General features: G+C 36.4%; 15 protein-coding genes and 1 tRNA gene. All 16 read left to right on the top strand.

What is annotated here, in order from left to right:
* The first annotated feature begins 2 nt into the window (after window positions 1-2).
* The 16 genes from AB6B24_RS04960 to glmM all read left to right on the top strand — a co-directional run bounded on the left by AB6B24_RS04960 (window position 3) and on the right by glmM (window position 19,307).
* Window positions 3-587 (top strand): YdcF family protein, encoded by a 585-nt coding sequence (locus tag AB6B24_RS04960; RefSeq protein ID WP_311802101.1) that lies wholly within the window; start codon window positions 3-5, stop codon window positions 585-587.
* 155 nt (window positions 588-742) lie between these two features.
* A complete protein-coding gene (locus AB6B24_RS04955) occupies window positions 743-1,489 on the top strand; it encodes a MurR/RpiR family transcriptional regulator (protein ID WP_010905323.1) in 747 nt (248 codons plus the stop codon).
* Between the two features lie 241 nt (window positions 1,490-1,730).
* Window positions 1,731-2,057: a PTS sugar transporter subunit IIB gene (locus AB6B24_RS04950; RefSeq protein ID WP_003131553.1), complete on the top strand. Its 327-nt coding sequence runs from the start codon at window positions 1,731-1,733 to the stop codon at window positions 2,055-2,057.
* 84 nt (window positions 2,058-2,141) lie between these two features.
* The gene (locus AB6B24_RS04945) at window positions 2,142-2,492 is read left to right on the top strand and encodes a PTS lactose/cellobiose transporter subunit IIA (RefSeq protein WP_003131552.1); all 351 of its coding nucleotides are present in this window, start codon (window positions 2,142-2,144) and stop codon (window positions 2,490-2,492) included.
* Between the two features lie 90 nt (window positions 2,493-2,582).
* Window positions 2,583-3,314, top strand: a complete 732-nt coding sequence (locus tag AB6B24_RS04940; protein WP_012897241.1) for a MurR/RpiR family transcriptional regulator — start codon at window positions 2,583-2,585, stop codon at window positions 3,312-3,314.
* A gap of 291 nt (window positions 3,315-3,605) precedes the next feature.
* Window positions 3,606-4,943, top strand: a complete 1,338-nt coding sequence (locus tag AB6B24_RS04935; protein ID WP_021464433.1) for a PTS sugar transporter subunit IIC — start codon at window positions 3,606-3,608, stop codon at window positions 4,941-4,943.
* 81 nt (window positions 4,944-5,024) lie between these two features.
* Window positions 5,025-6,461 (top strand): 6-phospho-beta-glucosidase, encoded by a 1,437-nt coding sequence (locus AB6B24_RS04930; RefSeq protein ID WP_311802100.1) that lies wholly within the window; start codon window positions 5,025-5,027, stop codon window positions 6,459-6,461.
* Between the two features lie 267 nt (window positions 6,462-6,728).
* Complete coding sequence (locus AB6B24_RS04925; protein ID WP_311802099.1) at window positions 6,729-7,028, top strand: hypothetical protein; 300 nt, start codon at window positions 6,729-6,731, stop codon at window positions 7,026-7,028.
* A 158-nt stretch (window positions 7,029-7,186) separates the two neighbouring features.
* A tRNA-Cys gene (locus AB6B24_RS04920) sits at window positions 7,187-7,257 on the top strand.
* A 132-nt stretch (window positions 7,258-7,389) separates the two neighbouring features.
* A complete protein-coding gene (gene ligA, locus AB6B24_RS04915; RefSeq protein ID WP_311802098.1) occupies window positions 7,390-9,354 on the top strand; it encodes an NAD-dependent DNA ligase LigA in 1,965 nt (654 codons plus the stop codon).
* 152 nt (window positions 9,355-9,506) lie between these two features.
* On the top strand, window positions 9,507-10,535 hold the full coding sequence (locus AB6B24_RS04910) for a diacylglycerol kinase family lipid kinase (protein WP_029344861.1): 1,029 nt from the start codon (window positions 9,507-9,509) through the stop codon (window positions 10,533-10,535).
* A 217-nt stretch (window positions 10,536-10,752) separates the two neighbouring features.
* Window positions 10,753-11,889: an ABC transporter ATP-binding protein gene (locus AB6B24_RS04905; protein WP_021468525.1), complete on the top strand. Its 1,137-nt coding sequence runs from the start codon at window positions 10,753-10,755 to the stop codon at window positions 11,887-11,889.
* Between the two features lie 307 nt (window positions 11,890-12,196).
* Window positions 12,197-15,868 carry a pyruvate:ferredoxin (flavodoxin) oxidoreductase gene (gene nifJ / locus AB6B24_RS04900; RefSeq protein ID WP_311805286.1) on the top strand — a complete coding sequence of 1,224 codons (3,672 nt, stop codon included), beginning with the start codon at window positions 12,197-12,199 and terminating at the stop codon, window positions 15,866-15,868.
* A gap of 207 nt (window positions 15,869-16,075) precedes the next feature.
* The gene (gene cdaA, locus AB6B24_RS04895) at window positions 16,076-16,954 is read left to right on the top strand and encodes a diadenylate cyclase CdaA (protein ID WP_311802097.1); all 879 of its coding nucleotides are present in this window, start codon (window positions 16,076-16,078) and stop codon (window positions 16,952-16,954) included.
* On the top strand, window positions 16,944-17,903 hold the full coding sequence (locus AB6B24_RS04890; RefSeq protein ID WP_311802096.1) for a CdaR family protein: 960 nt from the start codon (window positions 16,944-16,946) through the stop codon (window positions 17,901-17,903). Before cdaA ends, AB6B24_RS04890 begins: the two co-directional genes overlap by 11 nt.
* Window positions 17,904-17,948: 45 nt before the next feature.
* Window positions 17,949-19,307 carry a phosphoglucosamine mutase gene (gene glmM, locus AB6B24_RS04885; protein ID WP_201248538.1) on the top strand — a complete coding sequence of 453 codons (1,359 nt, stop codon included), beginning with the start codon at window positions 17,949-17,951 and terminating at the stop codon, window positions 19,305-19,307.
* The last annotated feature ends 57 nt before the right edge of the window (window positions 19,308-19,364 follow it).

Raw genomic sequence — 19,364 nt, 5'->3', positions numbered from 1 at the left:
TAATGAAAAAAATTTTTAAGATTATAGGCGCTTTTGTCGGTCTAATTCTTTTGATTTCAGTAATTTGTCTTGCTTTGATTTTTAGCAAATTTACTGACAGAACTGCTGAAAACTCCACAGACATTAAAACAATTTTAGTCCTTGGCTCACGAATAAATCAAAATAAAAAACCAGCCAAGATTACTCAAGAGCGGCTAGATGCAGCACTTTTGCTTGCTAAGAATAATCCGCAAGCCAAAATTATTGTGTCTGGAGCAAAAGGAGCTGACGAGCCTGTTAGTGAAGCTTTTAGTATGAAAAATTATCTGATAACTCATCATATTAGGGCTGACAGAATTATTAGTGAAGATAAGGCGAGTGATACTGCAGAAAACATCGCTTATTCCAAAAAATATTTTGACGGAAAAACTGTGATCGTCACTAGCGATTTTCATCTTTACCGAGCCTTGTATCTAGCAAAACAAGAAGGTGTAAAAGTAGAAGGCTTTGCTGCAAAGACAAAAGTCAAAAATCTTCTTTATTATCCTAATTATTATGGTCATGAAATTCTTGGCTTAATCTATGCTTTCGTTTTTGGAAAAGGCTAAGAAAATTTCAATTATTATAAGGATAAAAGCTGTCAGTAATTTTTACTGACAGTTTTGCTAAAATTTGGCAAATCCTTTCAAACAATGATTCTGTCAGTAAATTTTTAAAAGAATTTGTGGCGGAGCTAAATATTTCCAAATACGGAGAGTAAAAAATGATGTTTCTACCCGAACAAATCAGTAAACTTAACGAGCTTGAAACGCTAGTTTTTGATTTTATCATTAAATCACCTGAAGAAGTCCAACAAATGACGATTCGTGATTTAGCAAGTCAAGCCCATGTTTCAACTTCGACAATTGTCCGACTATGTACAAAACTTGGTTTTGAAGGTTGGTCTGATTTAAAATTTTACCTCAAAAATCAACTCAAAGAAAAAACACCAGAAGAGCAACATTATGATAATATGCTTGAATTCAACATGTTTTTACGTCGAATGAATACAGATAATTATCAGGCAAAACTCAATAATGCTGCACAAATGATTGCTAAAGCTGATTATACCGTGTTTTTAGGCTTAGGAACATCTGGTTCATTAAGTGAGTATGCTACTAAATATTTTGTAAATACTGGATTACGAAGCTTCGTTATTTCTGACCCATTTCAAGCTGTTCAAGTTCAGGGAATGGGAAATGTTGTGGCAGTAATCATGTCTGTATCAGGTGAAACAGAACAAGTTGTTAATAAAGAATTGGAGTTTAAAGCGGGCGGAGCAAAAATTATTTCGATTACAAATAATGAAGATTGCACCGTTGCTAAACTTGCTGATTATCAACTCTCGTACAATCTTGTTAACGAATGGTCCAAACAGTATCCTCTAGGAAATCTGACCACGCAACTCCCAGTACTAGCTATTTTAGAAATTTTAGCTCATAAATCGATTGATTATCATCTTAAAAAATAATAAATTTGTTCCAAAAAGAGAAACAAATATTTCAAAAAGCTACTATTTGAGTGTAGCTTTTTTATTTTATGACATAAAAGTCGTCTAAAGCTTGCTGTAAAGCGAAAAACAAACTAATTAATAAAAATTATAAAGCACTTTCAAAAAATAGATAACGCTTGCATTATGAAAATGAAAACGTTATAATTATTTTTATAAAGAACGTTAAATTATAAAACGTTAAGAATAAGGAGAAATAATTATGGCAGATAAAGTTATTGCACTTGCATGTGCAGCCGGTATGTCAACATCACTTTTGGTATCAAAAATGCAAAAAGCAGCAGCAGATAACGGGAAAGATTACGAAATTTTCGCAAAATCAACAGCGGATATTGATAACATGCTTGCCGGAACAGGCTCACCAAAACCTGACGTTCTTCTTTTAGGCCCACAAGTTGCCTTCATGAAAGGTGAAGTTGCTAAAAAAGCTGAAATCGCTGGTGTGCCAATGGACGTTATCAAAATGCAAGATTATGGAATGATGCGCGGAGATAAAGTTCTTGCAGCAGCTGAAAACTTGATGAATTAAGGTTTGAAAATTTCAAACTTGTGAAAGAGCGAAAGCTCTTTTACTATGTAAAAATCTAAGCAAAGAGAAATGGGAAGATAAGAAATGACTGATAAATACGAGAATCCAACAAGTGATGACTACATGGGTGTTGTAATGGGCATTATCATGAGTGGAGGAAATGCCAAAGGTTTAGCCTTCCAAGCCATTCAACAAGCCAAAGCTGGTGAATTTGCCGAAGCTGAAAGTTCATTAAACGAAGCGAGCGAACAACTTCGTGAAGCACATGACGTTCAGACTGACCTTTTGACACGTTTAGCTCAAGGCGAAAAAATTGGTTGGAATCTTTACATGGTTCATGCTCAAGACCACTTAATGAATGCGATTACCTTTAAAGACCTTGCTGTAGAAGTTGTCGGTCAAGAACAACGCCTGCAAGCACTTGAAAACAAATAATATAGCTCCTAGCTTATTAGAAAAGCAAGATTAAAAGTTGCGGAGACGCAACTTTTTTCTAACCAAAAAGTTTAAAGAAGAAAGGAGAGAATGATGAGTTTTTTTGGAAATGTTGACTTTCAAAAATTAACCTACACAGAAAGAACTTGTTATAGTTATTTACGAGATAATGTTGATAAAATTCCTTATATGCGAGTCCGTGACATTGCTCTGGAAGCACATGTTGGAACTTCTAGCGTCATGCGTCTCATTCATAAAATGGGTTATGATTCATATACAGATTTTAAAGAGTACATTATTGATAAAAAAGAATTGGAAAAAGGAAGCTCAAATACGGCAATTCCCTTTTCACTAGATATTTTCTCTAACGATATTGAACAACGTTTGGATAATCTGGCACATCGAGTCATTGAAAGTGACAATATCATTTTTACAGGAGTAGGTTCCAGCGGTTTAATTTGCGATTATGCAGCCAGAAGATTAGCGGGAGTTGGAATTAATACCTTTTCATTTAGTGATGTGACTTATCCAATTGCTTCAAAATTACAAAATACAACCAACACTTTAGTAATTGCTTTATCCATCTCTGGGGAAACGAATGAAATCATTGAAGTACTGACCAGTCTGCGCTCTAATAAAGATGTCTATATTTCATGTATCACACCAAAATTGAATTCAAGTATTGCTGAACTGAGCGATTTTGTCCTTACTTATCGAATTAATGAACACCGAATCAATACGCATTATGATTTGACGAGTCAATTACCAACAGTTTATTTGACCGAGCGTTTAACAGATTTGGTTTATCAATTATCAAATTAAAAAGCCAAATTGGCTTTTTTATCTGCTCAGCCGTTCCTAATCGTTTGATAGATAAAATAAAAAAAGTTAAATTGAGATAACAAATATAATTTGCAAGGCTAATTTTCGCAACCTTAAAGGAAACTTATATGACAATTTTGGCACATTAGTCTTCACGAGTGGTACAGAACCAAAGTTTTGGAAAAACAAGAAACCGCTTTCTTTCTTTTGCTCTTTAGTGTTATAATGAAAATGTAGAAAAGATGAACGTGAAACCAGTTCATCAAAAAAAGTAAAGGAGACTGTTCAACCATGAACAATTTTATTCAAAACAAAATCATGCCTCCAATGATGAAATTTTTGAATACCCGTGCAGTCACGGCAATCAAAAATGGTATGATTTATCCTATTCCATTTATCATTATTGGTTCAGTATTCTTGATTCTTGGTCAACTGCCATTCCAAGCAGGCCAAGACTTCATGAACAAAATCAAATTGGGCCCACTCTTTTTACAAATTAATAATGCTTCATTTGGTATTATGGCCTTGCTTGCCGTATTCGGTATTGCTTACGCGTGGGTTCGCGATGCAGGTTATGAAGGAGTTCCTGCTGGTTTAACTGGTATTATCGTTCACATCTTGTTGCAACCAGACACAATTCATCAAGTAACATCTGTTACTGACCCAACTAAAGTTTCAACTGCTTATCAAGTAGGGGGAGTAATTGACCGAGCTTGGTTAGGTGGGAAAGGGATGGTTCTTTCAATCATCGTCGGACTCTTAGTCGGTTGGATTTACACTGGCTTTATGCGTCGTAACATCACAATTAAAATGCCAGAACAAGTTCCAGAAAACGTTGCGGCATCATTCACTTCACTTGTTCCTGCAGGAGCAATCATTGCCTTAGCTGGAGTTGTTCACGGAATTACAACAATCGGATTCAACACAACTTTCATTGAATTAGTTTATAAATGGATTCAAACTCCATTACAACACGTAACTGATGGTCCTGTCGGCGTCTTCGTTATTGCCTTTATGCCAGTATTTATCTGGTGGTTCGGTGTTCACGGAGCGACAATCATCGGTGGGATTATGGGACCATTGCTTCAAGCCAACTCTGCTGACAATGCTGCCCTCTATAAAGCAGGACATCTCAGTCTTTCAAACGGAGCCCACATCGTTACACAATCATTCATGGACCAATACTTGACAGTTACTGGTTCTGGTTTGACCATTGGTTTGGTTATCTTCCTCTTAGTAAGTGCAAAATCAGTTCAAGGTAAAACTTTAGGACGTATGGAAATTGGACCTGCAGTGTTCAATATTAATGAACCAATTCTCTTTGGTCTTCCTATTGTCTTAAATCCTATTCTTGCAATTCCATTTATCTTAGCACCATTGATTTCAGGAATCTTGACTTACTTAGTGATTTATCTAGGAATCATTCCACCATTTAACGGAGCTTATGTTCCATGGACAACACCTGCAGTCCTTTCAGGATACCTTGTAGGTGGCTGGCAAGGTATGGTTTGGCAAGTTATTATCCTTGCATTGACAACACTTCTCTACTGGCCATTTGCCAAAGCTTATGACAATATTCTTCTTAAAGAAGAAGCTGAAACAGAAGCTGAAATTAATGCTGCTGAATAATAGCAAATTTTAGATGAGCTCAAGAATTCTTGAGCTTATCTTATTAAAAATGTTAATTCTAAAAAATTAAAAGGAGAAATTATGACTTTAAAAAAAGACTTCCTCTGGGGAGGAGCAGTTGCTGCACATCAACTTGAAGGAGGATGGAATGCCGGCGGAAAGGGAGTTTCTGTTGCTGATGTCATGACAGCAGGGAGCAATGGAGTAGAGAGAAAAATCACAGATGGGGTAATTGAGGGAGAAAATTATCCGAATCATGAAGCTATTGATTTTTATCATCGCTACAAAGAAGATATTGCACTCTTTGATGAACTAGGTTTAAATTGTTTTAGAACTTCCATTGCATGGACTCGTATTTTTCCAAATGGAGATGAAGCAGAGCCTAATGAAGAAGGGCTGCAATTCTATGATGATTTATTTGATGAGTGTTTAAAACATGGGATTGAACCTGTAATTACTCTTTCTCACTTTGAACTTCCTTATCACTTAGTGACAGAATATGGTGGCTTTCGTAATCGTAAACTCATTGATTTCTTTGTCCATTTTTCAGAAGTCGTAATGAATCGTTATAAAGATAAAGTTAAATATTGGATGACTTTCAATGAAATCAATAACCAAGCAAACTATTTGCGTGATTTTGCACCATTTACTAACTCTGGTTTAAAATTTCCAGAAGGAGCAAGCGAAAAAGAACGTGAAGAAATTATGTATCAAGCGGCCCATTATGAGTTGGTTGCTTCTGCCAAAGTTGTCGCTCTGGGACATAAAATTAATCCAGATTTCCAAATTGGATGTATGATTGCCATGTGTCCGATTTATCCTGCAACTTGTAAACCAGAAGATATGATGGCTTCAACCGTTGCTATGCAACGTCGCTATTGGTTTGCAGATGTTCATGTTCGCGGACACTACCCAAGCTATTTAAAAGCCTATTTTGACCGTAAGGAATTTAAACTTGATATTCTTGATGATGATTTGAAAGCATTGGAAGAAGGAAAAGTAGATTATATTGGTTTTTCTTACTACATGAGTTTTGCAATTAAAGACCATGGTAAAGCTCCTACTTTTGATTACAATGAAGATAAAGATTTAGTCAAAAATGAATATGTGAAAGCTTCTGAATGGGGCTGGCAAATTGATCCTTTAGGATTACGTTATGCAATGAATTGGTTCTATGAACGTTATGAAAAACCACTCTTCATTGTTGAAAATGGTTTTGGTGCTGTAGATGAAGTTGAAGCTGATGGAAGTATTCACGACCCTTATCGAGTAGATTATTTAAAAGCACATATAGAAGCAATGAAAGATGCTGTGGATTATGATGGAGTTGATTTAATGGGTTATACTCCATGGGGCTTTATTGACCTTGTTTCAGCTGGTACAGGTGAGATGAAAAAACGCTATGGCGTCATATACGTAGATAAGGATAACGAAGGGAATGGAACATTAAAACGTTCAAAAAAAGATTCTTTCACTTGGTATCAAAAAGTTATTGAGACAAATGGAGAAGAACTTTAATACAAAAAGACACGAAAGTGTCTTTTTGTTTTTATTGGAATGTAAAGAAAACACTTCAATAATGGGAAAAGTAGTATAAAGGATACGGTTGTGTATTTTATTGATTTTTTAGTGAACTTTAGAGTCGAATAAAGTAAAAATATCAGATTATAAGTTATTTTTCTGTAAAAAACGTTTCCAATATGAAAAAAACAATGATTGAAATTCAAAATAATTTTTGACAAATTTATTCATTTTGCTAAAATATCTTTACTGAGAAGTTCATGAGTGACAGAAAGGGGTTTTATGCAAGCAAAATATCGAGGACAGCTTGTAGAAGTCTGGAAAATTTCGCATCGACCAATTCGTGAAATATGGGTTAGACAGGCTTTTGAACAAGAACGCCTTTCTTGGAATGAATGGAATAAAAACGTTTTAAATTTTGAGTCAATTTCAGGAGATTTGGCTTTGGTTGGCGATTTTTTGATTCAAAAAGATGGAGGAAGATTTCATGTTGTCAGCAGAGAAAATGTTCAGCGGGATTTGGTCTTTATCGATACTGAAGCAAATTATAAAATTGGAAATTAAAGGGTATGAGATTGCTTAGCTCAAGTTGTCATTTATTGATTTGATATCAGTAAATGATTATTAAAGCCTATCAGTCTTGATTTAAATGATTTAACAGGAAGTAGAGTGAGCTCATGCTTGCCATAAATTTATTTTTCCGCTATAATAGTTAATGTTGTGGCGGCGTAGTGAAGTGGTAACACATGGCTCTGCAAAAGCTTAATCGTCGGTTCAAATCCGACCGTCGCCTTAATAAAAAAGATACTTGCTTGGAAAAGCAAGTTTTTTTGTTTTAAATTACATCATTTTTTTAATAGAAATTTGCCTTTTTGATGTGCTTCGGTAATCATACTGACTGGTCTTTTGTGTTAAAATAGGAGCTATGAATATCGAGTCAAAAATTAAAGAGCTTACGGAAAAATTAAATCAGTATGCTTATGAATATTATACTTTAGATGAGCCTTCGGTAGAAGACAGTGAGTACGATCGACTCTATCAAGAATTGGTAAAATTGGAGGCTGAAAATCCACAACTAACTAGAGCGGATTCTCCAACGCACCGAACAGGTGGGGTTATTTTAGACGGATTTGTTAAATTTAGACACCCTTATAATCTCTATAGTTTAGGGGATGTTTTTTCGCGTGAAGAATTAGCAGTTTGGGAAGAACGAGTCCGCAAGGAAATTGCTAATCCAGAGTATATTTGTGAATTAAAAATTGATGGTCTTTCATTGTCTCTTTATTATGAGAATGGTTTGCTTGTGACTGCAGCAACTCGGGGCGATGGAACAACGGGTGAAAATATCACAGAAAATGTGAAACGAATCAAAGATGTTCCTTTAAAGCTTAAAGAAGCAATTGATATTGTGGTACGTGGTGAAGCTTATCTTCCACGTAAGAATTTTGCTAAACTGAACAAAGAGCGTGAACTTGAAGGAGCAGCTCCTTTTGCTAATCCAAGAAATGCGGCAGCTGGGACTTTACGTCAACTTGATACAAAAATAGTTGCCAAACGTGGTCTTGCAACTTTCCTTTATCAAGAAGCAAGTCCAGCAACCAATGACACTCAAGAAGAAGTCTTAGAATATTTTGAAGAACTTGGTTTCCAAGTCAATCCTGAACGTAAATTTGCTCGAAATATGGATGAAATTTGGGAATTTATTGAAGAGGCTACACGTCTGCGTGACGAACTCCTCTATGATATTGATGGGGTTGTTGTAAAAGTTAATAATCTTGCTGAGCAAGAGGAATTAGGTTTTACGGTTAAGGCACCGCGCTGGGCGATTGCTTATAAATTTCCAGCTGAACAAGCAGAAACAGAAATTTTGTCTGTTGACTGGACTGTCGGTCGGACAGGAGTTGTCACCCCAACGGCAAATATGACCCCGGTTCTTTTAGCACAGACAACGGTTGCTCGAGCAACTCTGCACAATGTAGACTATATTGAAGAAAAAGATATCCGTATTGGCGATCATGTCTTGATTTATAAGGCAGGGGATATTATTCCGAAGGTTGGGAAAGTACTTTTGGATAAACGGCCAGAAGGTCTTGAAAGCTTAGAAATTCCAACGGAATGTCCAGAGTGTGGTTCGGAGTTAATTCATTTTGAAGATGAAGTGGCTTTACGCTGTGTTAACCCCTTGTGTCCGGCGCAAATTCGAGAAAAACTAATTCATTTTGCTAGTCGCGATGCTATGAATATTGTGGGCTTAGGCCCATCAGTCATTTCACAACTTTTTGATAAAAAATTGGTGGCTGATGTTGCTGATTTATATCAATTGACGATTGAAGATTTACTGACATTAGATAAGGTCAAAGAAACTTTGGCTCAAAAAATTGTGTCAGCAATTGCGCAAAGTCGTGAAAATTCGGCAGAAAAATTATTGTTTGGTTTAGGAATTCGTCATGTTGGTGGTAAAGCGGCTAAATTACTTATGGAGCGTTTTGCTAATCTTCGAGTGCTTTCTAAAGCAACAGAAGAAGAAATTTCTGAAATTCCGTCTTTAGGTGGAGTCATTGCTACGGCTGTTGTTTCTTATTTTGAAACTGACGGAGCAAAAATTTTACTGGATGAACTTGAAAATGCTGGTTTAAATTTTGATTATTTAGGTGCTGTTAACGTTGAAGGAATATTGTCAGGTAAGACAGTTGTCTTAACAGGTAAATTGACGACTTTGAAGCGCTCAGAAGCAAAAGAAAAATTGGAAGCGTTGGGAGCAAATGTTTCTGGTTCTGTTTCTAAGAAAACGGATTTGGTAGTCGCCGGAGAAGAAGCAGGTAGCAAACTGACAAAAGCTCAAGACTTAGGAATTGAAATCTGGTCAGAGCAAGATTTGCTTGATTTATAAACTAATTTGTATTGAATATTACTGACAAACTTTAGTGAGAGCATAAATTTACTGACAGAAATTTGAACCTTGGTTCAATTTATGTGTCACTCTTTTGGGAGTTTGTCAGTAAATTATTTTTTAAGAATGGATGAGAGAAGGTTTCGGAGAAAATGATGAAGGCGAGATTGATTTACAATCCGACATCGGGTCAAGAAATTATAAAAAAACATATTGCAGATATTTTGGATAAATTAGAGCAATATGGTTATGAGGCCAGTGCTTATCAAACAACAGCAGAACAAGATTCTGCAAAAAAAGAGGCGGCAAGAGCAACAGAAGCTGGCTTTGATTTAATTATTGCGGCGGGTGGTGATGGGACTATCAATGAAGTTGTAGCTGGAATTTCTCCTTTTGAGAAACGTCCTCAATTAGCTATTGTTCCAACGGGAACAACAAACGACTTTGCTAGGGCTTTAAAAATTCCAAGAGGAAAACCACTTGAAGCGATTGAAATTATTGGTAAAAATCAAATTCTAAATATTGATGTCGGTCATGCTGTAATCAGAGAAACACAAGATGAACAGTATTTTATTAATATCGCTGCTGGGGGCGGTTTGACAGAACTTACTTACAGTGTTCCCAGTCATTTAAAAACGGCTTTTGGTTATTTGGCCTATTTAGCAAAGGGTGCAGAACTTTTACCCCGTGTGCGTAAAGCACCGGTTCGTGTTGTTCATGATGAAGGCGTATTTGAGGGTGATATTTCAATGTTCTTTGCCGCACTTACTAATTCAGTTGGTGGCTTTGAAAAGATTGCACCTGATGCTAAATTAGATGATGGACTTTTCACACTGATTTTGGTGAAAACAGATAATCTATTTGAACTTATTGCTTTACTTGCGATTGTAGCTAATGGAAAACATTTGGATGATGTTAATTTGGAATACATTAAAACAAGTAAAATAGAAATTGAAGCCTTAGGTGGTCAAAAAATTCTTCTTAATTTAGATGGAGAATACGGTGGAGATGCTCCAGTTCAATTTGATAATCTCAAAGGTCATTTGGATATGTATGTAAACCTTGATGAAATCAACGATGACCATTACATTGGAGACGAAGAAACCTTGGCATTAGAAGCAGTTGCGCAAAAATTTGCCGAAGAAGCCAATAAAATTAAAGACGAAGATGAAGAAGATTAAAAAGTTACTGACAAATTTCTCAGTAACTTTTTTCTGTCAGTGAAATGGGACGAATAGGAGCATTTTAGTTGAGGCTAAGAGAATTGTCAGCTACATTAATAATTCTGTCAGTAAAATGTGCAACTTGTACAATTAATTTAGGCAAATCACTGATTGAAAATAGAAAACGTTTACAGTAGAATAATATTAAAGAACAAATGTTATTAGAGGAGAAAAAATGACAACACTCAGTTTAGACAAAATCTACAAAAAATATCCCAATGCGACGCAATACGCAGTTGAAGATTTCAACATTGATATCAAAGATAAAGAATTCATTGTATTCGTTGGTCCTTCAGGTTGTGGTAAATCAACAACATTGCGAATGGTCGCTGGTCTTGAAGATATTACCGAAGGTGAATTTAAAATTGACGGTAAAATCATGAATGATGTCGCACCAAAAGATCGTGATATTGCCATGGTTTTCCAAAACTATGCGCTTTATCCACATATGACCGTTTTTGATAACATGGCCTTTGGTTTGAAACTTCGTAAGTTCAAAAAAGATGAAATTAAACGTCGTGTTGAAGAAGCTGGAACAATTCTTGGTCTTTCTGATTTACTTGACCGTAAACCTGCTGACTTATCAGGTGGGCAACGTCAACGGGTAGCAATGGGACGTGCGATTGTCCGTGATGCCAAAGTTTTCCTCATGGATGAACCTTTGTCAAACTTGGATGCTAAACTTCGTGTTTCAATGCGTACAGAAATTGCAAAAATTCACCGTCGAATTGGAGCGACAACAATCTATGTAACCCATGACCAAACTGAAGCGATGACTCTTGCTGACCGTATTGTTATTATGTCATCATCACCAAACTCTGATAAAACAGGGACAGTTGGCCGTGTTGAACAAATCGGAACACCACAAGAGCTTTATAATGAACCTGCTAATAAATTTGTTGCTGGTTTTATCGGTAGTCCTGCGATGAACTTCTTTAATGTCAAAGTTGCTGCTGGAAAATTAACAAATAATGAAGGTTTGAATATGGACCTTCCAGAAGGAAAAGCAAAATTGCTTAAAGAACAAGGGTATGAAGGAAAAGAAGTGATTCTTGGAATTCGTCCAGAAGACATTCAAGCAAGCAATTTGGCACAACAAGCCTATCCCAATCAAACAATTGAAGCTGAAGTTGTCGTTTCTGAACTTCTTGGAGCAGAAACTATGCTATATCTTAGAGCTGGTTCAACTGAATTTGTTTCTCGTGTTGAAGCGCGTGATTTCCGCAATCCAGGAGAAAAAATTACAGTGGCTTTGAACCTAAACAAATCACATTTCTTTGATGCTCAAACTGAACATCGCATCATTGACTAAAATTTACGCCCTCTTATCTCTAAAGATTTTGTCATTAATTGATAGAATCTTTTTTAGTTTGTAAGTGAAAAAATTACTGATAGGTCTTGTAAATAAAGGCTTTTCAACGATAATGTCAAAGATAATTGACACTAAGCAGCTTCAACTTTTCAGGCTTAAAATGCTAAAATTAACTTAGTCAAAATAATATTATTAGGAAAGCTCTCGTCTTTTTCGATTTAGTACTAAATCACATAAAGAACACCGACACCGCTCTTTATGCCGTAAAAATGTCGAATAAATGCTCTCCTGAGAAGGTTTGAAAAAAATGAAAAAAACAATGGACGGAAACATGGCGGCAGCACATATTGCTTACGCCTTTTCAGAAATTGCCGTAATTTATCCAATTACCCCAAGTTCACCAATGGCAGATTATACTGATGCGTGGTCAGTTGCTGGTCGTAAAAATATCTGGGGCTCAACAGTAAAAATTACAGAACTACAATCAGAAGCCGGTGCAGCAGGTGCCATGCACGGTGTTCTTAAAGCAGGAGGGCTTGCGACAACTTATACCGCTTCGCAAGGGCTCCTTTTAATGCTTCCAAATATGTATAAAATGGCTGGTGAACTTTTGCCAGCAGTTATTCATGTCGCAGCTCGTGCCGTAGCGGCTGGGGCGCTTAATATTTTTGGAGACCAGTCTGATGTGATGTCAGCCAGAACAACTGGGTTTGCCATGTTAGCAGAGTCATCTGTTCAAGAAGTGATGGACTTGTCAGCAGTTGCCCACTTAGCGACACTTGAAGGTTCAGTTCCTTTCTTGAATTTCTTTGACGGTTTTAGAACTTCTCATGAAATTCAAAAAATTGATGTTATTGATTATCAAGATTTATTACCAATGGTTAATCAAGAAAAATTAGCTGATTTTCGTGACCGTGCAATGAACCCTGATCATCCTACAGTTTCAGGGACAAATCAAAATGCAGATATCTATTTCCAACAAAGGGAAACGGTCAATTCTTACTATGAAGCTCTTCCTGAAATCGTTCAAAAGTACATGGGAAAAATCAATAAACTTCGTGGGACAGATTATGATTTAGTCAATTATTATGGCGCACCTGATGCGACAGAAGTCATTGTTTCTATGGGTTCTGTTGCTGGGACAATTGAGCAAACAGTTGATTATTTAAATGGACAAGGCCGAAAAGTTGGTTTTATCAATGTTCACTTATATCGTCCATTTCCATTGGAAAACTTTCTTGAAAAATTACCAAAGACAGTCAAATCAGTAGCGGTCTTAGACCGTACAAAAGAATCGGGTTCAAATGGAGAACCTCTTTTCCTTGACGTTCAATCAGCGCTTTTCAATTCTAATGTTAAACAAGTGATTGGTGGCCGCTATGGAATTGGTGGAAAAGATACTCGTCCAGAACACATCGTCAGTGTTTTTGATGAATTAGTCAAAGCACAACCAAAACGTATGTTTACAATCGGAATTAATGATGATGTTACAAACTTGTCTCTGACAAATTCAAGAGTCCTTGATTTAACACCAGCAGATACATTTCAAGCAAAATTCTGGGGCTTTGGTTCAGATGGAACAGTTGGCGCCAATAAAGCAGCAATCAAAATTATTGGTGACCATACTGATAAATATGTTCAAGCCGCTTTTGAATATGATTCAAAAAAATCAGGTGGATTAACCATTTCACATTTACGTTTTGGTGATTCGCCAATTACTTCTGAATATATGACAGCTACACTTGATTTTGTTGCTTGTCACAACATGACTTATGTACGTAAATATAACTTGACCAAAGGCTTGAAAGCTGGAGGCCTATTTCTATTAAACACAAGTTGGAATCTAGAACAACTTTCAAAAAATCTTCCGAATGAAATGAAAAAATTCATTGCCGAAAATCAAATTCGATTTTATACGATTGATGCCATGAAAATTGCTCATGAAACCGGAATGGAACGCAGAATTAATACGATTATGCAGGTCGCCTTTTTCAAATTGGCTCATGTTATGCCTTTTGATGAAGCCTATGAGATTCTGAAAAAAGATGCTCAAAAATATGCAAAGAAATCACCAACCATTGTTGAACAAAATTTGAATGCAATGGCACTTGCTTTGAACGGCTTGCATGAAGTAAAGATTCCAGAAAGCTGGGCTGAAATTCAAGAGGAAAGAACGAAAGTTCTTACGACAGAAAGTTCTCGTAAAAAATATGTTTTTGAAATTGTAAATAAAACCAATGCCTTTGAGGGTGATGAACTTTCGGTACAAACCTTAGTCGATAACAAAATGACTTTTGGGGATGAACCATTGGGAACAAGTGCTTCTGAAAAAAGGGGAATTGCCTTAGAAATTCCCGAATGGAATGCCCAAGCTTGTATTCAATGTAATGAATGTTCATTTGTTTGTCCTCATGCTGCCATCAGACCATTTTTAGTCGACGAAGACGAATGGAATCAAGCGCCAGAAGGTTTCCATGTTATGGATTATAAAGGAGCTGACGGCTTAAAATATCGGATTCAGGTTTCTGTTGAAGACTGTACAGGTTGTGGATTATGTGTTGAAGCCTGTCCTAAAAAGGGTGAAGCTTTAAAAATGATTCCTTATGAAGGCCAAGAAAAAGAATCTGTCAATTGGGCTTTTGCGCAAACCCTTAAAACAAAAGAAAATCTAGCTCGTCCAGGTACAATTGCCGCTAGTCAATTTGAAAAACCACTTTTTGAATTTTCAGGAGCATGCTCAGGCTGTGGTGAAACACCATATATTAAATTATTGACACAAATGTTTGGTGACCGAATGATGATTTCCAATGCAACTGGCTGTTCAGCCATTTATGGTGGAACACAAGCAACACCATATACAACAAATGAGTTTGAACAAGGCCCTGCATGGTCAAACTCACTCTTTGAGGATAATGCGGAATACGGATATGGAATGTGGTTAGCTTCTCAAACCAGACGTCAAAAATTAGCAGCCCAAGTCCTTGAAGCCTTGCCAGAAATGTCAGATGATTTGCAAAAATTGGCGAAAGACTGGGTAGAATACTTAGAAGATTCAGAAGGAACACGAGCAAGAGCCGAAAAAATGAAGGGAATGCTTGCTTCTGAACACTTCAACTCAGCTAAGTTGGATGAAATATATAAACAAAAAGATCAATTTGTAAAACCAACCCAATGGATATTTGGTGGAGATGGTTGGGCCTATGATATTGGTTTTGGCGGTTTAGATCATATTGTAGCTTCAGGTGCTGATGTTAATATCTTAGTTATGGACAACGAAGTCTACGCTAATACAGGGGGACAAGTTTCTAAAGCAACTCCAGCTTCAGCAATTGCACAATTTGCTGCTGGCGGTAAATCTAATACGAAAAAAGATTTAGGAGCGATGCTAATGACCTACGGAGATGTTTATGTGGCTCAGATTGCTTCTGGAGCAAACATGATGCAAACAATCCGCGCCTTTGATGAAGCTGAAAAATTTAAAGGTCCATCAGTCATTATTGCTTATACTCCATGTATTTCACATGGTTTATATGGAGGAATACATTTAGCACTTGATGAAGCAAAAGAAGCCGTGAATTCTGGTTACTGGCAACTTTATCGCTATAATCCTCTTCTTGAAGATTTGGGTAAAAATCCGATGATTCTTGATTTCAAAAAACCTGATTTTAGTAAAGTTAGAGATTTCTTATTGACACAATCTCGTTTTGGTAATCTATTAAAAGTTGATGCTGAACATGCAGAAAGTTTGTATGCTAAAGCTGCCAAAGATTCTCGTAAACGATTTATGCGTTATGCTAGAACATCAGGAGATTTAGATAAGTTTTTAGAACGTGAAGCAAAAGCACTGGCGAAAAAAAATCCTGAATCAGAGGGGACTATAGAAGCTACTCTGCCAAAAGAACGTAAGAAACGTCCACTTGATCCTGACCGTGAAGCAAGACGAGCTGCTCGTAAAGCAGAACGTGAGGCTAAAAAATAATATATTCTTACTAATGAAAAGTTACTGACAGAATTTTTGTCAGTAACTTTTTTATTCTCGTCAGCTAAAAATTACAGTTTTGCTAATGTAAAAATTACAGATAGATTAAGGGAATAAGAACAAGATGATAAATCTTTATTTGGGAATAAAGCAGTTCACTTAAAATTTTGGTATAATTAGACTAACAATATAAAAGGAGGGGGACTTTTGACCGACTTCAATCAATTTTTTAACCTTGAGTTTTGGCAAAAGATTTTTGAATTGAATGAATCACCTCTGCGAATTGCTATTGCAATATTAGACATTGCAATTATCAGTTTTTTCCTTTATCAAGCGATTAGGTTTGTACAAGGAACAAAATTAATGACGCTTGTTCGTGGTGTGATTATTTTCATTTTTATCAGAATTATTGCCGGACTTATTGGACTTACAACAGTTGAGTGGTTACTCAACCAAGTTATTACCTATGGGGTTATCGCCGGAGTTATCATTTTTCAGCCTGAAATTAGGCGAGCGCTTGAAAGCTTAGGAAGAACAACCACATTATTTACACCAACGAGAAAAAGTAGCCCTGATGGGCATATTTCAGCTTACGAGAAATCTTTTGCTTACATGTCTGAGCGAAAAATTGGCGCTTTGATTGCGATTGAGCAAGGGCAAAATTTAAATGAATTTGTAAGTACAGGGATTCGTTTAGATGCGGATATTACTAGCGAATTACTTATTAATATTTTCATTCCAAATACACCTTTGCACGATGGCGCGGTCATTGTTCAGGGAAACAAAATTGCTGTAACCTCTGCCTATCTTCCTTTGACCGAAAAATCGGGGATTTCAAAACAATTTGGGACTAGACACCGTGCTGCAATTGGACTTTCTGAAGTCTCAGATGCTTTAATTTTAGTGGTTTCCGAAGAAACTGGTGGAATTTCAATTGCTCACAATGGAGAATTTTTCGCGGATATTTCCAAAGAAAAATTTCATGATATTCTAGTGGCCATTTTAGTTCCTAAAGTTGAAAAAAATGAAAAAGGAACAGGAAAAAATAGAAAAAATAAAGCAGGAGGAAAGAAAGATGGCAAATAAATTTTTTAATTCCAAAACATTTTATATCCTTGCCTCTGTTTTCTTTGCGATTGTCCTTTTCTTTAATGCTAATGCAACATCCATCCGTAATCAAGGAACTAATCAGTCTGGAGAAGTTTACACAGCCACAATCAATAACGTTCCAGTAGAATTAAAATATAATTCTAATAAATATTTCGTTAGTGGTTATAATAGCACTGCGACGGTTCATCTTTCTGGATATAATCGCTTGTCTATCACTAATGAAGAAAATTCGGACACAAGAAATTTCTTTTTAAGTGTTGATTTGACCAAACTAAGAACAGGAAAATTTGATGTACCAATTCGGATTGAACAACTGCCTGGCGGGGTAACGGCAACGATTGAACCTAAAACAATGAATATCACTTTAGAAGACAAAGTGAAGAAAGAGTTTGAAGTAACACCAAAAGCTGATTCAACTCAATTGCCAGAAGGTTTTACAATTGATTCACTTTCAGTGAGTGATGAAAAGGTAAAAGTGACTGCCGGGGAAGAGAGCATCAAAAAAATTCAAGCAATTGAAGCTGCATTACCAAATGATGTTAATTTAAATGAAAATTATTCAGGCACAGTCACTCTTCATGCCGTAGACAGCACAGGTAAAATTCTTCCAGCACAAATTGAACCTTCAACGACTCATTTAAAAGTTGTAGTAAATAAATTAACTAAAGATGTGCCGGTTAAAGTGACACAAAAAGGAACGCTTGATAAGACTTTATCATCTATTAAGACAAAAGTATCTGATAAAACAGTTACTCTTTCAGGAGAAAAAAGTGCTTTAGAAGCAATCAACGAGGTTGAAGCATTAGTGGATATCTCTGGAGTTGTAAAAGAAACGAAAGTAACTGTTCCTATACGTGCAACAGGAGTAAGTGCTGATCCACAAGAAGTTGAAGTAACATTAACACCTGTAAAAATAAGTGGATAAATTTTCAGAGTCAAATAAAAATAATAAAAATGGAGACAAGAAAAAATGGGTAAATATTTCGGAACAGACGGTGTTCGCGGGGAAGCAAATGTTGAATTAACGCCGGAGATGGCTTTTAAACTTGGTCGTTTTGGTGGCTATGTCCTTAGTCAACATGAATTAGGTACACCAAAAGTTTATGTTGGTCGCGATACACGAATTTCTGGACAAATGCTTGCGAGCAGTTTGATTTCAGGACTTTTGTCTGTTGGGATTGAAGTTTATGATTTAGGAGTCATTGCAACACCAGGTGTAGCATATTTAGTTAAAAAAGATGGTGCCTCTGCTGGGGTCATGATTTCAGCCAGCCATAACCCAGCACTTGATAATGGAATTAAATTCTTTGGTGGTGATGGTTATAAATTAGAGGATGAAAAAGAACTTGAAATTGAAGCATTGATTGACGCTGAAGAAGACACATTGTCACGTCCATCTGCTCAAGGCTTAGGAATGCTGCATGACTATATCGAAGGTGTTCGTAAATATCAAGCTTTCTTAAAAACAACAGCAGAAGGTAATTTTGAAGGCTATAAGGTTGTTCTTGATACCGCTAATGGTGCAGCTTATACTTCTGCTCGTGCCGTTTTTGCTGATTTAGAAGCGAATTTGACAGTTATTGGTGAAAATCCTGATGGACTCAATATCAATGTAAAAGTAGGCTCAACTCATCCTGAAGCGATGGCTAAAAAAGTTGTCGAAACAGGAAGTGACCTCGGACTTGCCTTTGACGGTGATGCTGACCGCCTGATTGCCGTTGATGAAAATGGAGAAATTGTTGATGGCGATAAAATTATGTTTATCGTTGGGAAATATCTTCTTGGACAAGGAAAATTGGCTCAAGATACGCTAGTAACAACTGTGATGTCTAATCTTGGATTCCATTTAGCGCTTGAAGAAGCAGGGATTAATTCAGTGATTACAGCCGTTGGTGACCGTTATGTTGTTGAAGAAATGAAGAAAAATAATTACAACTTCGGTGGTGAACAATCGGGTCATATGATTTTCCTTGATTACAACACAACAGGAGATGGTCAACTTTCAGCCATTCAATTGTTGAAAGTGATGCGTGAAACTGGCAAATCTTTATCTGAATTAGCAAGTGAAGTTACGATTTATCCACAAAAATTAGTTAATGTTCGGGTAAAAGATAATGCAGCTAAAAAATCAGCAATGGATGTGCCAGCGATTCAAAAAGTAATTTCAGAAATGGAAACTTCAATGAATGGGAAAGGTCGTATTTTAGTTCGCCCTTCAGGAACTGAACCACTCTTGCGTGTCATGGCTGAAGCGCCAACTCATGAAGAGGTCAATCATGTTGTAGATACCATTGTTGAAGTTGTTGAAGCAGAAATTGGTGTAAAATAAAGAAAAAAAGCAAGAACTGATTTTGTTCTTGCTTTTTATTATCAAGTAAAAACTCTC

The sequence above is a fragment of the Lactococcus sp. AK05 genome (assembly GCF_041026685.1).
GTDB lineage: Bacteria > Bacillota > Bacilli > Lactobacillales > Streptococcaceae > Lactococcus > Lactococcus lactis.
Note: the sequence above shows the minus strand (reverse complement) of the source record. Positions and strands in the feature narration are given on the sequence as shown.

Bases quoted from the DNA above. Each gene is read 5' to 3' on its own strand.
- glmM (WP_201248538.1), top strand. From the start codon at position 17,949: ATGGGTAAATATTTCGGAACAGACGGTGTTCGCGGGGAAGCAAATGTT.
- AB6B24_RS04940 (WP_012897241.1), top strand. From the start codon at position 2,583: ATGATGAGTTTTTTTGGAAATGTTGACTTTCAAAAATTAACCTACACA.
- ligA (WP_311802098.1), top strand. From the start codon at position 7,390: ATGAATATCGAGTCAAAAATTAAAGAGCTTACGGAAAAATTAAATCAG.
- AB6B24_RS04950 (WP_003131553.1), top strand. From the start codon at position 1,731: ATGGCAGATAAAGTTATTGCACTTGCATGTGCAGCCGGTATGTCAACA.
- AB6B24_RS04955 (WP_010905323.1), top strand. From the start codon at position 743: ATGATGTTTCTACCCGAACAAATCAGTAAACTTAACGAGCTTGAAACG.
- nifJ (WP_311805286.1), top strand. From the start codon at position 12,197: ATGAAAAAAACAATGGACGGAAACATGGCGGCAGCACATATTGCTTAC.
- AB6B24_RS04910 (WP_029344861.1), top strand. From the start codon at position 9,507: ATGATGAAGGCGAGATTGATTTACAATCCGACATCGGGTCAAGAAATT.
- AB6B24_RS04890 (WP_311802096.1), top strand. From the start codon at position 16,944: ATGGCAAATAAATTTTTTAATTCCAAAACATTTTATATCCTTGCCTCT.
- AB6B24_RS04905 (WP_021468525.1), top strand. From the start codon at position 10,753: ATGACAACACTCAGTTTAGACAAAATCTACAAAAAATATCCCAATGCG.
- AB6B24_RS04945 (WP_003131552.1), top strand. From the start codon at position 2,142: ATGACTGATAAATACGAGAATCCAACAAGTGATGACTACATGGGTGTT.
- AB6B24_RS04930 (WP_311802100.1), top strand. From the start codon at position 5,025: ATGACTTTAAAAAAAGACTTCCTCTGGGGAGGAGCAGTTGCTGCACAT.
- AB6B24_RS04960 (WP_311802101.1), top strand. From the start codon at position 3: ATGAAAAAAATTTTTAAGATTATAGGCGCTTTTGTCGGTCTAATTCTT.
- AB6B24_RS04935 (WP_021464433.1), top strand. From the start codon at position 3,606: ATGAACAATTTTATTCAAAACAAAATCATGCCTCCAATGATGAAATTT.